This is a genomic window from Streptomyces flaveus (assembly GCF_014647675.1).
In the GTDB taxonomy this organism is placed as follows: Bacteria; Actinomycetota; Actinomycetes; order Streptomycetales; family Streptomycetaceae; genus Streptomyces; species Streptomyces flaveus.
In genome coordinates, this window is record NZ_BMPQ01000001.1 from 660,583 (window position 1) to 675,061 (window position 14,479).

The following is a 14,479-nucleotide window of genomic DNA, read 5'->3' on the forward strand; positions in this document are numbered from 1 at the left end:
CCGGGGCCCGGCCGCAGTGCTGTTGCTCCGACGGCCGGGCAGACGGCGGTTTCAGAAGAGGAAGTACCGCTGTGCCAGGGGTACTTCGGTGACGTAGGAGCGCGGCACGGTCGCACCATTGAGTTCGGTGCGGGCGTCGGATGTGGTCGCACCGCCGATGGTGACCTCGAAGCTGTTGTGGTCGACTTCCAGGCTCGTCAGCGCAGTGCCGTCGTTCAGTTTCATGTCGGCCTTCGTGATGTGCCGGGTGCTGGTGATGTCCATGAAGTCCTTGTCGAGACCGAGACCCGGATGACTGCTGGTGCCGTCTCCGTTGAGTTTGCCGGCCACGCCCGGAGCCACGAAGTTCACCGAGTTGCGTCCCGGGGAGCGGCCGGTGGAGCCCCAGACCGGGCGCGGCAGGTAGGGCTGCGGCGTCGTGATCGAAGCATTGGCGTCGCCGACCTGCGCGTATGCGAGCTGCCCGCCCTTGAGGAGCATGTGCGGCTTGACGCCGAAGAACTTCGGCTCCCACAGCACCAGGTCGGCGAGCTTCCCCGTCTGCACGGAGCCGACATGGCCGTCGATGCCGTGCGTGATCGCCGGGTTGATCGTGTACTTGGCGACGTACCGGCGCGCACGGAAGTTGTCGCTCGGCTGTAGCTGCTGGTCGTTGAAGGAGTGGTGCGTGTCGTTGGTGTCGTCGGTGATCGTGCGGACGTTTGCTGCTTCGAGGTCTTCCTTCAGCGGCCCGTAGCGGCACTTCATGACGTGCGCGGTCTGCCAGGTGCGCATGATCATCTCGCCGATGCGGCCCATCGCCTGGGCGTCGGAGGACATCATGGAGATGGCGCCCATGTCGTGCAGGAGGTCCTCCGCGGCCATGGTGGACGGCCGGATCCGGGAGTCGGCGAAGGCCATGTCCGCCGGAATCTCCGGGTTGAGGTGATGGCACACGATCATCATGTCGACGTGCTCCTTGACGGTGTTGACCGTCAGGGGACGTGTCGGGTTGGTCGAGGCCGGCAGCACGTTCGCTTCCTTGACCAGCTCGATCATGTCCGGCGCGTGACCGCCGCCGGCACCCTCGACATGGAAGACATGGATGGAGCGTGCCTTCTTCTTGGTGAACTTGCCCCCGGCGTCCCTGCCGTCGCCGGTGAAGGCTGCCCGTGTGCTCTCCAGGAACCCCGACTCGTTCAGTGAGTCGGCGTGCAGAGCGAGCTGGACACCACGCTCTTCGCAGATGTCCAGGGCCCGGTCGATCACCGCGGGCGTGGCGCCCCAGTCCTCGTGGATCTTGAAGCCGCAGACACCGGCGTCCACCTGCGCGTTGAGCTCATGCTCGTTCATCGTGCTGCCCTTGCCGAGCAGGCCGATGTTGACCGGGAACTCATCCAGCGCCTCGAAGACCCGCCTGATGTGCCACGCGCCCGGGGTCACGGTGGTGGCCGTGCTTCCCTCGGCCGGTCCCGTGCCGCCGCCGATCAGGGTGGTCACACCCGAGGCCAGAGCCTCGTGGATCTCCTCGGGGCAGATGAAGTGGACATGAGTGTCCACACCTCCCGCGGTGAGGATCCGCCCGTTGCCGGAGACGACCTCGGTGCTCGGCCCGATGACGAAGTTTGTCGGCGTCACCGGCGGGGCTTCCTTCGTGGGCCCACGATCCGGCATCTCGAAGCGCGTGATCTTGTCCATCGTCTCGGGGTTGTACGCCTTGCCGATGGCCGCGATCCTGCCGTCGCGGATGCCGATGTCGGCCTTGACCACGCCCCACCAGTCGAGGATCAGCGCGCCCGTGATGACGGTGTCGACGGGCCTGTGGTCCGTGTCATCGCCTTCGCTGTTCCTCCCGTCCCTGGCGAGGTGCGACATTCCCATCGACTCGCGGATCACCTTGCCGCCGCCGAAGACCATCTCATTGCCGCTGCACGAAGGGCCGCCGCTCCAGTCGGCCTCGATCTCCAGCGTGAGGTCGGTGTCGGCGAGCCGGACCCGGTCCCGCGTGGTCGGCCCGTACAGCGCGGTGTAATCCGCCCGCGTCAGCTCATTGCTCGGCTTCGGCCGGCCCTTCACCGGCTGCGGCGCCTGGCCGCGGGTCTGTCCCTGCGTGTTACTCATCGGACGATCCCTTCGCGCAGTCCCTGGATCTTGGTCAGGTCGCTGGTGTTGCTGCCGCCGGCCGTGACATCACCCTGGATCTGCACCAGTTCCACACAGCACTCGTCGCCGGGTTCGAAGCGCACGGCCGTGCCGGCGGCGATGTTGAGCCGTCGGCCCTTCGCCGCATCGCAGTTCCACAGACTGCGGTCATCCGGGACTGTCTGACCGGCAGGGACCTCGATGCTGACGACCTTGAGCCCCGGGTTGACCTCGGCGAAGTGATAGTGGGAGGCGACCTGAATGGGACGGTCCGACTCGTTCTTCACCTTGATCTTCGTCTTGCCCGGCCCCGGCAAGGTGGTGGCGTCCCTCTGCAGGCTGATGCCCTGCGTGTCCCCGTCGAGGTGCACATTGAAGGAGATCGCGTCGTACCGGGAGACTGTGTCGTCGTCCTCGTCGCAGCACACAGGCGAGGTGCCGCTGTCATCGCAGTCGACCGGGGAGCCTGGTTTGCGGGGCGGCTGGGGGTGCTCGACCTTGCCCGGGTAGACCTCGCTCTCCTCTGCACCCTCCGGGATGGGGTCGTGGATGGTCACCAGCTTGGTGCCGTCCGGGAAGGTGGCCTCCACCTGGACGTTCTTGATCATCTCCGGGACGCCGTCCATCACCTCATCACGGGTGAACAACTGCCGACCCGAGTCCATGATGTCGCTGACCGTCTTGCCGTCACGCGCCGCCTCAAAGACGTGCACCGCCAGCAGGGCCATCACTTCCGGATAGTTGAGGCGCAGCCCGCGGTCGCGGCGCCTTTGTGCAACGTCGGCCGCGACATGGATCAACAGGCGCTCCCGCTCATGCGGAGTCAAATGCACGATGAGCCATTTCTCTTGGTCGGACAGTGCATGCGGCCAGGCACGCCGGAGAACACGAACACGTTCCCCCCAGGATGCAACCGGGCGCTCCTCGATCATCAGCGGGCAAGATCGACTAAAGCGACCAAATGGCAGATAAACCACACCACCTGATGAATCCGCGAGGCGGGATACGCAGAGCCCACCTCGCCCGGGCCAGAGAATCCCCGGGCCGAAATCCAGCTGACCGTAGGCGAGTTGAACGAGCCCATCAGCTGCCAGTGCCGACTGATGTGCACAGGCGTCACCGAGCCAGAGCACCTCGGGCAAGTCGTGGTCGACCTGGTGCGCAGTCCGCGGGCCTCGGACAGTGACGTCCCGCCTCCGTGCCTCGAGGGCGCGGCGTTCTCCTGGTCAGCGCGAGCCGTGAGCTGGTCCGCGTACGGCTGGGCGGCGGCGAGGACCTCCTTGCTGAAGCCGGTGTACCGCATCCGGTGCCTGCGCTGTCCGCGCACAGGGCGGAGCACCCGCTCGATGGGACGCGCTCATGTACCGGCGGATCACAGGTCCTTGTCGGGCGCCACAGGGGAGCATGCATCATGAGCGTGTGACCACATTTGATGAAGCCCAGTCTCTGTCACCTGCTGATGCGGGCGCGTTACTTGCGCTGGCTGACGGCCACCATGCCCGCACCGTGCGCCCGCTGGGCAGCACTGAGATCGCCGGGCACGTGGTGAAGTCCTATGCGATCGAGGCGCCCGGGCGGTCCGTGACGGACCAGGACTCACAGGCCGCGCTGCGGGTCGCGGCCGATCACCTGTCGTCGGGTTATCTGCGGGGCTCCGTCGGGCTTTCCGTGGTGCTGCTGCACGCCGGTGGCGACGGTGACTACGTGCTGGTGCACACGTGGATCGAGGGGTACATGTCCGACCTCGCTGTCTTCACCGGGCCGGCCGGGGACATCAGCCAACTGCGGACCGGCCGGTCGGGCCTTGCTCCTTGCGTCTGGGAAGCGGCGGTACTGGCCTACGAACGGGACGCGTTCAGCCGGCATGTGCTGGACGGAGACGGCGCTCTCGAAGAGCGGCTGGCCGCATGGCGCGGCGACATGCTGGAAGGCAAGGTTCGTTGACGGGCGCCGGGGTGCCGCGGGTGCGACATGCGCGTCCCGCCGATCTGCCGCACATCGCCCTGTTGGCGGCCGAACACGCCGCGTACGAGAAGGCGGTGCCGCCGCCTGCCGACCTGCCCCAGCGGCTGGAGAAGCTGCTCTTCGGTCTGGCGGCTCCGCGTCTGTGCTGCTTCGTCGCGGAGCTGGAGGACGGCGAGATCATCGGGTACGCCTCGTGCGCGCCCGAGTTGTCCACTTGGGACGGTGCGGAGTACCTCCACATGGACTGCCTGTTCCTACGAGACGGCCACCGGGGCCTGGGCGTCGGCCCAATGCTGGTGGATGCCGTGCTGGCCGAAGCACGTGCACGGGGACTCAGCCAGGTCCAGTGGCAGACTCCACCATGGAACGAGGACGCGATCAGGTTCTACGACCGGCTGGGTGCCCAAGCGAAGGAGAAACGGCGCTACTTCCTGTCCGTCGACTGAGGTTCGACCGTCAGATGCCGGGGCGCTGTCGGCGTAGGGTCCGATGAGTTTTCGGCGCGGAGCGGGTCTACACGGTTATGACTGCACACACGCTCGAGACCCCCGAGGTCGACCTCGTCTACGACGTCCACGGCCCGCTGCCGACCGCCGACGGACGCCCACCGCTGGTCATGATCGGCCAGCCCATGGACGCCGGCGGCTTCCGCGCGCTGGCGTCGCACTTCCCCGAGCGCACCGTGATCACCTACGACCCGCGCGGCCTCGGCCGCAGCACCCGCAAGGACGGCCGCGTCGACCACGCACCCCAGATCCAGGCTGCCGACGTGCACGCCGTCATCGAGGCGCTCGGCGCGGGCCCGGTCGAGATGTTCGCGAGCAGCGGCGGTGCGGTGACCGCGCTCGCCCTCGTCGCGGCGTACCCCGAGGACGTGACCACCCTGGTGGCGCACGAGCCGCCGCTCATTGCGGTGCTCTCCGACGCCCGGGCCGCCGAGCGCGCCCGGGCCGGCGTCCGGGACGTGTACGAGAAGAAGGGCTGGGGTGCCGGAATGGCGGCCTTCATCGCGATGACGTCGTGGCAGGGCGAGCTCACCGACGCCTACTTCGCCCAGCCCGCACCGGATCCCGCCGCCTTCGGGATGCCGGCCGAGGACGACGGCTCCCGTGACGATCCACTGCTGTCCGACCGGTCGTGGGCGGTCAGCAGCTACCGGCCCGACGTCGACGCGCTGACCGCGGCGCCGACGCGAGTCGTGATCGCCGTGGGCGAGGAGTCCGAGGAGACCTTCACCGGACGCACCTCGGTGGCGACGGCCGAGCTGCTCGGTCAGCAGGCGACGGTGTTCCCGAGCCACCACGGCGGTTTCCTCGACGGCGAGTTCGGCTACCCCGGGCAGCCCGAAGCCTTCGCGCGCAAACTGCGCGAGGTCCTCGCCGACGCCGTCTGACGATCGTCCTCCTCACCGTCACGCGGTGTCCGCACGCGGTGTTCGTCTGCCTACCCGACGCCCGGACACATGGCGAGCCGGCCGCTGTCAGGCGGGGATGATCTGCCCGTCTTTGATCTGGAAGTTCTCGGTCGGTGAGCAGCCGATCGATGGCGTGATCAGCAGACTGACGGCAACCGGTGCGGGCTCGGTGCCGGCGGTCGAGAACTCGCACACCGCGTGGCGGCCGGTCAGCGGGAACCAGAACCAGCCGTCCACGTCGCCGACCAGGGCACGGTCCGATTCTCTCCACGCGCCGTCCTTGAAGACGAAGACTTGGAGGCGCACGGATGCCGCGAGCGGATCGGCCTGCGACCTCAGAGCGGTGAGTGTGAACTTGAAGTCCCGGTCCAGGACCGATGTGGCGATCCGTCGGCGCTCTGTCACTTGAGGCTCAGTCGGCGGTTCCTTCCCCTGACTGGCCGTCGGGCGGCCCTGCGAGTCGGTTGGCAGCGGGTTCGGCGGGCCACCGGTGGTTGCGCCGATCGTGACGGTGGCGGCCGTGGCGGTGGCCAGGGCGACGCCCCAGCTTGTGAACGTGCGGGAGTTCTTGATCACGACGTCTCCATGGGTGGTCATTGCGTGTGGTCGATGACCGGGACGGGCCGATGGGCGGGGCGGGCCGATGACCGGGGCGGGCGGGAACCGCTGCTCTCGCCACTGCGTCCCGGGCGGCGTCGATACCGCCTCACGCGCTACTTGCCGGGGAAGGACGGAGGCATGGGCATCGGCGCCTCGGACGGACTGTGGCCGTCCCCGGTCCGGCGAGGCTGCACGTCGAGTACTTCGAATGTGAGTTGCCAGGTCGCCGGCGTCAACACCCGCTGTGTCACCTGGCCACGCGCCTTACGGAACTCCCCGGTGCCTCCGGCGATCGCGTTGACGACCGGGCTCGGTACCGGAATTCCGGCTTGCTCGCCCTGGACGGTGATCTGTCCTTCCGGCAGCACCGCGGTCGACGAGCACTGTCCCGCGTTGCGTTCGAGGTCGGTGATGACGCAGAACCCGCCGAAGCGTCCGACGGAGCGTTCTTCCGGTCCCTCGGTCGAAACCAGATTCCCGCTGAAGATGAACTGGTCGCCGACGCTGCGGCCCGTTGCACCCAGATCCAGCTCTTCACCGACTTGCAGCCGGGCCTCCACGCGGATGGTGCGGCTTTTCGCCGAGGAGTTGCCGGCAGGGTGGGTTGCCGCAGTCGCAGCCGTCTTCTGCGGGGCCACTCCAGCCGACGCAGATCCGATGAGAGCGAGCCCTGCAGAGCCGCTGAGACCCGCAACGGCGAGGAATATGAAGGGCCGACGAGCGAAGCCCATGGTCGCCTCCGTGTGGTGGGAATGAACAGATTCAGGGCCGCCCAGCTTTGTCCGACAGGGCTGCCCGGCTTTGTCCGACGCCTATGTCGCCGGACGGCGAAGCGTTGGGCCGGTTCGCAGAAGGCAAGCCGTCCCGAGTGGACCTGGGGACCGCAGGCGAGAACGCACGAGAAGGCCTGCGGCATTACCGGGAGAGTTCGTCATGTTCATTCCGGTCGGACGAATTCATTCTGGTCGGACGAATTTCCTCCGAATTCGTGAATTCGTGAATTCGTTCATGGCGGTCCCTCCGCCTAGCGGCAACGCTAATGGCGGTGATGGCGACGCGCTCAACAGAGGGCCAGCAATAGGGCCATTGGGGCGAGTTCCCGGGGCAAGGGGCGAGTCCCTGAACGCCTTCGAGATCACCTTCGACGGACGGCTCTCCGCCGCCCTCCGCTGAATCCCTGACAACTCCAGAACCACCGTTTACTGGGCAGACCCAACGGCGGACGGGTTGGAAGGGGCGAGGGAGGGGCAGATGACGGGCATCATGTCATGAACATGATGAGACTCGGCATCTCTCCCCCCACAGGAGGATCATCGTGACACTCAGAAACGCCGCGCGGGCGCTGATCACCATGCTCGTGGTGGCGCTGTCGTGGACCATCGGTCAGGCCACGGCCTCGGCCGCGTCTCCGGCGGCCACCGCCGCGGTCGTCTTGACGTACGACACGGAGGGGGCTGCGGAGTTCGTCGACGCAGTCCACAGCGGTGCAAAGGTCTGGAACGACAGCGTGGCCAACGTTCAACTGGAGCCGACGGCCGCGGGCGACGAGGCCGACATCGAGATCCTCGCGGACGATGGCTGGCCGCGCGCCCAAACCACCAGCCTGGGCAACGGCACCGTCTGGATGGGACGTCAGGCGGTGAACGAGGGCTACGACACCATCCGCATCGCCGCGCACGAACTCGGTCACATCCTCGGACTGCCCGACGTGAAACCGGGCCCGTGCAGCAGCCTCATGTCCGGCTCCTCGGCCGGGGTCGACTGCACCAACCCCACTCCGGACGCCGCCGAACGAGCCGCCGTCGAGGACAACTTCACCGCCGCCGGCAACAGCCCGGCGTACGCCTACGAGCTGCGGACGTACCAGGACTGACCGGCCTTTGCGACGCCACGGCCCGCACGCTGCACCGGGACATGGCCCTGCTGGGCATCCGGACGCCCGAGCGGCTCCGAGCGCCTGAAGACACACGCGCGGCTCGTCCCCTCCCGCGGGAGGGGACGAGCCGCGCGTGTGTGCGGTCGTCGGGTCGGCTCAGCAGCCGGTGGCGTTGAAGTCCCAGAACTCGTCCTTGGTCTCCGGTCCGGCGATCCCATCGACATCAAGGTCGGCGCCGTGCAAGTTCAGGTACTCCTGCAGCGCACTGATCGTGTTGGATCCGACGATTCCGTCGATGGAATCGTCGTAGAGGCCCCAGTCCTTGAACTTCCTCTGCGCTGCCTTCCAGCTGTTGGTGCCCAGCTGCCCGTCGATCGTGCCGGGGTTGTAACCCGTGTCGCGCAGCCAGCACTGCCAGTTCTTGGCCCGGGCGGTGTTCAGCCCCAGGTTGACCACCGCGAGCGTGCCGACCTCGGCGCTCGCCGCCTGCTGCTGGGCCGATGACGCGGGAGCCGCCATGGCCGTGCCCGCGGTCGCCAGGCCGCCGGCGGCGATGCCGACCGCGGTGGTGACACTGACGAGTGCCTTCGTGAGAGCTCGCATGCTGTTCCCCTCGTTGTTGACGTGCGTTGGTCGGAGCCGACCGCACCGGCCGGCTCCGGAATGAGACTGCGGGTTCGGCGCGATGTCCGGCCACAGTTGGCACAGAAGTGGCGTCATCCCAGGACGTCCCACTCGCTGACCTGCTGCGACGTCGCCCGCCGAGTCACTGTGGCGGGACGGCCGCGAGCGGGGACGGCCGACTTCTGCACGGGGCGGAATGGCCACTCGGAGTGCCCGCTCCGTGAGCGCCGTGACGGCTGATGCAGAATGAGGCCGGGACACGGAGGGCCGGACCAACGGTCCCTGACGCGAGCGGGGGAAACATGTCGCGTTGGAAAGAGCTGCCTGCTGAACTGCATCCACAGGTCCGCCAGTTGATCGTGCGATTGCGCAAACTGAAGGACCGCGGCGAACTGAGCACACGTCAACTGGCCGCGAAGACCGGGTACAGCGCGAGGTCGTGGCATCGGTATCTGAACGGCAGGTCACTGCCGCCCCCGGAGGCCGTCGAGGCGATGGCCCGCATCGGCGGTGACGATCCGGCCCGGCTGCTGGTGCTGCACGAGATCGCCGCCGAACGCTGGGCGGAGGGACGCGTGGTCACCACCGATGCCCCAGAGAGCGCCCCGGCGACGTCGGCACACACACCCACGCCCACGCCCACGGACCAGCAGCCGTACGGGCGTTACGGGCGTCACCTGCGCGCCGCGGTCACGGCGGCAGCCGTGGTCACGGTGCTGTCCGTCTCCGCGGCGCTGCTGCTGGCCGTGCGGCTCACCGAGGCCCGTGCCCAGCTCGCGCACGACCGCGGCGATGCTGTCGCGACAGCCCCGGCCACCGTGTCGGAGTCCCTGGTGCCGGTCATCTACACCTGTCGGCTGGAGCAGCGTGACGGCCGCTGGTACGCGGGCCTGAGCCGGACCACGGACATCCTCCTGTCCAACACCCAGGTGGGGCTCGAAGTGGCCGAGGCGCAGTGCCTGCTGCACCGGGCGGGCACTGCGCCAGGGGAAATCGACGGCATCTTCGGCCCCAAGACGCGGCGAGCGGTCGAGCGCATGCAGAAGCAGAACGGGCTGATTGTGAACGGAGTCATCGACCCGCCCACCTGGCAGGCCCTACGGAAGGCGTCGCCGAAGTGACCGCGGAACACACCCGGCTGGTCGCGGCGCTGCGGGGGCTGCGGGCCGGTGCGGGGCTGAGCCTGGCGGCGCTGGCGGAGCGGACGGCGTACAGCAAGTCCTCGTGGGAGCGTTACCTCAACGGCAAGAGCCTGCCTCCTCGCCAGGCCGTACGGGACCTGTGCCGGCTCGCGAACGAACCGGACGGGCGGCTGCTGGCCCTGTGGGAGATCGCCGAGTCGCACTGGAGCGGACGCGCGGCGGCCCCCGCACCCGCCCCCGCATCCACCCCCACCCCTCCCGCGGACGAGTCACCGCGGCCACATCCTCAGGATGCGCCACCACCCGCCAGGACCGGACGGCGGCGACTCCTGAGGGGCAGGCTCCTGGTGGTGCTGGCGTCGGCGTACACCGTGATCGTCGGTGGTGCCGCGGCCCTGTTGTTCCTCCTGCTGCCGGACTCGGAGGCTCAGGAGGACGGACCGCTGCCGGCCTCCGTCCCGTTCTCCCTCGCTCCCGAATGCCACGGAGCCGCCTGTGAGGGCCGGGACCCGATGCGCCTGATCTGCGGCATCGGCCCCGAAACCCTCGCCTCGTACCGCACGGCCACCGGAGCCCACGTCGAGCTGCGCCACAGCAAGAAGTGCGGTGCGAGCTGGGCCCGGACCTGGAGGACCGAGATCGGCGACCGGGTGGACGTCACGGCAGGCGGCCCGACCCACAGCGTGCGCATCGGGAACAAGGACGACGCGGCAACCTTCATCTATACCGAGATGACCGAAGTCCGTCCCGGCAGCACCGTCCGGGCCTGCTTCCGGCCCGCGTCGGCCGACGGCAAACGGGAGTGCTTCGAGGCCCGCGTGGGCGGGACCGCCACCACTACCCGGCCGCCTCAGGAGAAACCATGAAGCCGAAAACCGTCGTCGTCTCGCTTCCGGTCGCCGACCTGGACAGGTCCCTGCGCTTCTACCGGGACGGACTGGGCCTGTCCACCAACGCCGTCGACGAAAGCGGCATCCTCTTCGAGCTGCCGAACCTGTCGCTCTTCCTGATCGAGCGCAAGGAGTACGCGACGTATACCGACCGTGCCGGTGTCGCCCCTCCCGACGCCGCCGTGCCGGGCGCGTGCGTCATCTCCTGCGCCATCGGCAGCAAGGCGGAGGTCGACGACGTCCTCGCCCGAGCCGTGGCGGCGGGCGGGGCGGTTCCCAAGCCCGCGGGCGCCTATGACGGGTCGTACATGGGCTACTTCACCGACACCGACGGGCACCTGTGGGAACTGGTCTCCAACGCCCAGACCCAGTCGGCTGCGCCACCGGAGTAGCGCCGCAACGACCGGCCCGCTGTGCTCGCCACTGGTGACAGTGCTCGTAACTGCCATGCAGGGCCCTGGTGTTGGCTGAGGACGTGGTGGTGGTAGGTGACTCCCGGTCCTACGTTTGGGGGACGCGCACAGCATGGGAGTGGAGCGGGAGTGGAGTGGCTATGACTGACGGGGCGACAGACCCTGCGCAGCGGGCGTTGTCCAAGATCGACACTACGGCGCCGCAGTCGGCGCGGATCTGGAACTACTGGCTGGGCGGCAAGGACAACTACGAGGTGGACCGGGCGGCCGGAGACGCGTTCAAGGAGCTGTTCCCAGGGATTGAGGAGGAGGCCCGGGCCAGCAGGTACTTCCTTGTGCGGGCGGTGCGGTTTCTGGCGGGAGAGCGGGGGATCCGGCAGTTCCTCGATGTCGGGACCGGGCTGCCCACGGTGGACAACACCCATGAGGTGGCGCAGCGGGTGGCCCCCGACGCGCGGGTCGTGTACGTCGACAACGATCCGCTGGTCCTGGCGCATGCCCAGGCCCTGCTCACCAGCACCACGCCTGAGGGGAGCACCCGGTACATCGACGCCGATCTGCGGGAGCCGGAGCGGATCCTGGAGGCGGCCAGGGAGTCCTTGGACTTCACACGGCCCGTCGCGCTGATGTTGATGGGCATCCTGGGGCTTGTCGAGGGCCACGACGAGGCCTGCTCGATCGTGCGGCGGCTGATGGCGGAGCTGCCGTCCGGCAGTTATCTGGTGCACTACGACGGCGGCAACACCAACGAGGTCTACAACGAGGCCACTCGCCGCTACAACGAAATCAGCGGCGCTCCGTACATCCTCCGCAGCCCTGAGCAGATCGCGCGTTACTACGACGGGCTGGAGTTGGTGGAACCAGGAGTGGTCTCGTGCTCCCGGTGGCGGCCCGACATCGTGGACGGTGGCGGTGCTGGTGGGCTGCCGCCGGCAGTGAACGAATACGGCGGGGTTGCGCGAAAGCCCTGACGCCGGGGCGTACGTACGAGGTCTCGGGGACGCGGAGTGGGCGGGGCCGGCTTGCATGAGTATGTCCGGCCGTTGCTACCACCCCCAGAGCTTTACGTCGAGGCAGCAGTGGCCGCAGGCCGGGAGGGGTCCCGGGGCGCGTGGCCTACCGTGGCGCGCCATGACGAACGAATCGCCCTTTCGGACCTACCGTGCTGGGCCGGCGACTCGGCGCATGTATGCGGTCTGGCTGTACTTTGGCCTCTCCTCCAGTATCGGCCTGCTCGCCCAACTGTTTCTGTTGGTGGAATACGGATATGGCTCCCCCTGGATCTTGGTCAACGTGGCTGTCGTCGCCTCAATGGCCTTTTTCTATGCCTCGGCCAAGCGGGACGCCACCATCACCACCCCCGATCACATCGAGATCCGCGCCCTCTTCGGCGGGACCGAGCAGATCGCTTGGGAGGACATCGAGGAGATCGAGACCAGAGGCTCCACAAAGAAGGCTCAGGCGGTCGTGATCCATATTCCCGGCCGCCATATCAGCCTGCCGCACGTCAACTCTCGGGACATCGACTCGTTTCCGGAAGAGGTGCAACTGCTGCGCGAGCTGTGGGAGAGCCGGCGCGGCCCCGACTGGACGCCACCGCCACACGGGGAAGGCACCGCCACCTCCTGATGCGCCTGCGCGGCCGGTCCGCGCTCGTCGTCGGCGCGGAGGGCTTCCAGGCCCGCCGCCAAGACGCCCGGGGGACGTTCGCCACCGCGCTGTGGCCAACGGCCGCTCCGGCGCCAGTCGTAGTACACGGCCTTCTCGGCCTTGCTGTCCTTGGTCTCCGTGTAGAACTCGGCACGCTTGTTCTTCCCGTCCACGAACCTGCCGATCTTCTCCGTCTTGAAGACCATGGTCGAATCGCAAGCCACCGCGAATGGGGTGACGATCCAGGTCTACCGGCCTGCCGGGCGCCTGCAGTATGCAACGGCCACGGGCACGACCTACTGATGCACGTGACACAGCGGCGTACCTACCGGAGATCCGCCGCCGTGACGCGATGGAGGTGTATCAGCACGTCGAACTGGCGCCCGAGCGAGGTTTGGTAGGGGTCCTCCGGCCAGGCGTTCCCGATGGAGCGGGTCAGCCGCTTCGCCATCAGCCAGTCTCGCGCCGGCTCGGGCACGGCCCGCAGATCGACGTAGTAGTCCCGGCGCGAGACTCGCTCCAGCACCTCCTCATTGCTGCCCGCGCCCAGCGGCTCCACGGAGAATCGGCGGTAGGGCTCCTCCGGATCCGTCAGATCCATCGCGTTGAACGAGCCCTGCCCGAAGGTATAGCCGATGTTCATGTACTCGCCCCCGACCATCTGGCGCAGGAACTCCCCCTGGGTCTTCGGATACTGCTCAGGGTTGTCGGACTCGTAGGAGACATGGCCGTTGTGGGCCGACAGCAGCATCCGGTGGCCGGTGTGCCGCTGCCACCACACGGTGTTCTCCGCCATGATCCGGTCGCGGTAGAGCATGGCCCGAGCGATCTTCTCCGGGTCGGAGAAGTCGTAGTACGAGTAGAAGGTGCCGGTCTGGGAGATGGCCCTGGCGTGCTGGAGGACCCACTCGTACGCCTGCCTGTCCCCGTCCGGCCCCTGCGCCTGAAGCAGCTCGTAGGCGCGCCGCACATCCGCGGCCGTCCGCTTGCGCTCGGCGACGGGCTTGGCCATGTTCTCGTTGACGGTCTCCTCCACGCTCCCCGTCGGCCGGAGCTCGCGGTACAAGCGGCGGAACTCCGGCAACAGCTCCGGGTGGTGCGCGGACACATAGTCCGTGACCTCGTCGAAGAGCTCGGGTCCCGCGTAGCCGTTGTCCTCACCCATGAACTGCACGGGGTGGTCGGGGTGACGGACGTTGTGGGCGCGCATCCACCTCAGCAGATCGAGATACTCACGGGTGTTCCACAGCCGGTACGAGCTCTGGAACTCCTTCCGCATGATCTTCTCCGGGTCGCCCTTCCCGTACAACACGTACTCGTTGAGGACCAGGCCGGTGGACCAGGGCGCCTCCAGCGCAAAGGTGGTGAAACCCTTCTCCTCGACGAGGTACCGGAAGACGCGGTGCTTCATCGTGAAGAACTCCCGGGAGCTGTGCGTGGCCTCACCCAGCCCGACGATCTTCGCCGAGCCGATCATGCGGCCGAGCGGGCGCAGATCGCCGCCGGGGGCGCCGGGCTCCGTGGAGCGCAGCGGCTCCGCGGCGCGCGCCAGTTCGCGCACCGGATCGGTGGTGGTCATCGCGTTCGCGTGCGCCGACTGGGAGGCAGCCGTCAGAGTGCCGACCGCGAGCGTCAGCGCCAGCAGGAGCAGCAGCAACCGATGTGATCGATATGGTCGATGTGATCTGTGCAATGCAGGCATGGATCAAGGCTGCCTATGGGCGACAGGTCCCGGACAGCCTGCCACCTTCAGTTTTCTTCCTGGGGACAACCACAGGTCCGCT

General features: G+C 67.9%; 15 protein-coding genes and 1 pseudogene. 9 read left to right on the top strand and 7 right to left on the bottom strand.

Annotation, left to right across the window (positions count from 1 at the left end):
- Positions 1-51: 51 nt before the first annotated feature.
- The 3 genes and pseudogenes from ureC to IEZ21_RS47300 all read right to left on the bottom strand — a co-directional run.
- The gene (ureC, locus tag IEZ21_RS02745) at positions 52-2,100 is read right to left on the bottom strand and encodes an urease subunit alpha (RefSeq protein ID WP_189320250.1); all 2,049 of its coding nucleotides are present in this window, start codon (positions 2,098-2,100) and stop codon (positions 52-54) included.
- Positions 2,097-2,678 carry an urease subunit beta gene (locus IEZ21_RS02750; protein WP_246567242.1) on the bottom strand — a complete coding sequence of 194 codons (582 nt, stop codon included), beginning with the start codon at positions 2,676-2,678 and terminating at the stop codon, positions 2,097-2,099. The genes ureC and IEZ21_RS02750 overlap by 4 nt, the downstream gene beginning before the upstream one ends.
- Positions 2,658-2,954, bottom strand: a pseudogene (locus IEZ21_RS47300) (urease subunit gamma); the annotation flags it as partial. The pseudogene IEZ21_RS47300 and the gene IEZ21_RS02750, both read right to left, overlap by 21 nt.
- 571 nt (positions 2,955-3,525) lie before the next feature.
- Between IEZ21_RS47300 and IEZ21_RS02755 the strand changes: the two are divergent.
- The 3 genes from IEZ21_RS02755 (at position 3,526) to IEZ21_RS02765 (ending at position 5,479) form a co-directional block, all read left to right on the top strand.
- Positions 3,526-4,065, top strand: a complete 540-nt coding sequence (locus tag IEZ21_RS02755) for a hypothetical protein (protein ID WP_246567221.1) — start codon at positions 3,526-3,528, stop codon at positions 4,063-4,065.
- Positions 4,029-4,532, top strand: a complete 504-nt coding sequence (locus tag IEZ21_RS02760) for a GNAT family N-acetyltransferase (protein ID WP_189320251.1) — start codon at positions 4,029-4,031, stop codon at positions 4,530-4,532. Before IEZ21_RS02755 ends, IEZ21_RS02760 begins: the two co-directional genes overlap by 37 nt.
- Positions 4,533-4,609: 77 nt before the next feature.
- A complete protein-coding gene (locus tag IEZ21_RS02765; RefSeq protein ID WP_189320252.1) occupies positions 4,610-5,479 on the top strand; it encodes an alpha/beta fold hydrolase in 870 nt (289 codons plus the stop codon).
- 87 nt (positions 5,480-5,566) lie between these two features.
- Here IEZ21_RS02765 and IEZ21_RS02770 read toward each other — a convergent pair whose 3' ends face one another.
- Together IEZ21_RS02770 and IEZ21_RS02775 are read right to left on the bottom strand one after the other, a co-directional pair.
- Positions 5,567-6,076 carry a hypothetical protein gene (locus IEZ21_RS02770; RefSeq protein WP_189320253.1) on the bottom strand — a complete coding sequence of 170 codons (510 nt, stop codon included), beginning with the start codon at positions 6,074-6,076 and terminating at the stop codon, positions 5,567-5,569.
- Between the two features lie 137 nt (positions 6,077-6,213).
- Entirely contained in the window at positions 6,214-6,660 is a 447-nt protein-coding gene (locus tag IEZ21_RS02775; protein WP_246567223.1) for a dirigent protein, read from the bottom strand.
- Positions 6,661-7,415: 755 nt separating this feature from the next.
- On the opposite strand from IEZ21_RS02775, the gene IEZ21_RS02780 reads away from it, so the two are divergent.
- Positions 7,416-7,973, top strand: coding sequence for a snapalysin family zinc-dependent metalloprotease (locus IEZ21_RS02780; protein ID WP_373302155.1), 558 nt, complete (start codon positions 7,416-7,418; stop codon positions 7,971-7,973).
- Between the two features lie 159 nt (positions 7,974-8,132).
- On the opposite strand, the gene IEZ21_RS02785 is transcribed toward IEZ21_RS02780, so the two are convergent.
- Positions 8,133-8,579: a peptidoglycan-binding domain-containing protein gene (locus tag IEZ21_RS02785; RefSeq protein WP_189320255.1), complete on the bottom strand. Its 447-nt coding sequence runs from the start codon at positions 8,577-8,579 to the stop codon at positions 8,133-8,135.
- 323 nt (positions 8,580-8,902) lie between these two features.
- Between IEZ21_RS02785 and IEZ21_RS02790 the strand changes: the two genes are divergently transcribed.
- The 5 genes from IEZ21_RS02790 (at position 8,903) to IEZ21_RS02810 (ending at position 12,674) form a co-directional block, all read left to right on the top strand.
- Positions 8,903-9,721 carry a peptidoglycan-binding protein gene (locus tag IEZ21_RS02790; protein WP_189320256.1) on the top strand — a complete coding sequence of 273 codons (819 nt, stop codon included), beginning with the start codon at positions 8,903-8,905 and terminating at the stop codon, positions 9,719-9,721.
- A complete protein-coding gene (locus IEZ21_RS02795) occupies positions 9,718-10,608 on the top strand; it encodes a helix-turn-helix domain-containing protein (protein ID WP_189320257.1) in 891 nt (296 codons plus the stop codon). Before IEZ21_RS02790 ends, IEZ21_RS02795 begins: the two co-directional genes overlap by 4 nt.
- A complete protein-coding gene (locus IEZ21_RS02800) occupies positions 10,605-11,024 on the top strand; it encodes a VOC family protein (RefSeq protein ID WP_189320258.1) in 420 nt (139 codons plus the stop codon). Before IEZ21_RS02795 ends, IEZ21_RS02800 begins: the two co-directional genes overlap by 4 nt.
- 161 nt (positions 11,025-11,185) lie before the next feature.
- Entirely contained in the window at positions 11,186-12,016 is an 831-nt protein-coding gene (locus IEZ21_RS02805; protein ID WP_189320259.1) for an SAM-dependent methyltransferase, read from the top strand.
- Between the two features lie 160 nt (positions 12,017-12,176).
- Positions 12,177-12,674: a PH domain-containing protein gene (locus tag IEZ21_RS02810; RefSeq protein ID WP_189320260.1), complete on the top strand. Its 498-nt coding sequence runs from the start codon at positions 12,177-12,179 to the stop codon at positions 12,672-12,674.
- Between the two features lie 346 nt (positions 12,675-13,020).
- Here the strand turns inward: IEZ21_RS02810 and IEZ21_RS02815 are convergent, their stop codons facing one another.
- Positions 13,021-14,397, bottom strand: coding sequence for an erythromycin esterase family protein (locus IEZ21_RS02815; protein ID WP_189320261.1), 1,377 nt, complete (start codon positions 14,395-14,397; stop codon positions 13,021-13,023).
- Between the last annotated feature and the right edge of the window lie 82 nt (positions 14,398-14,479).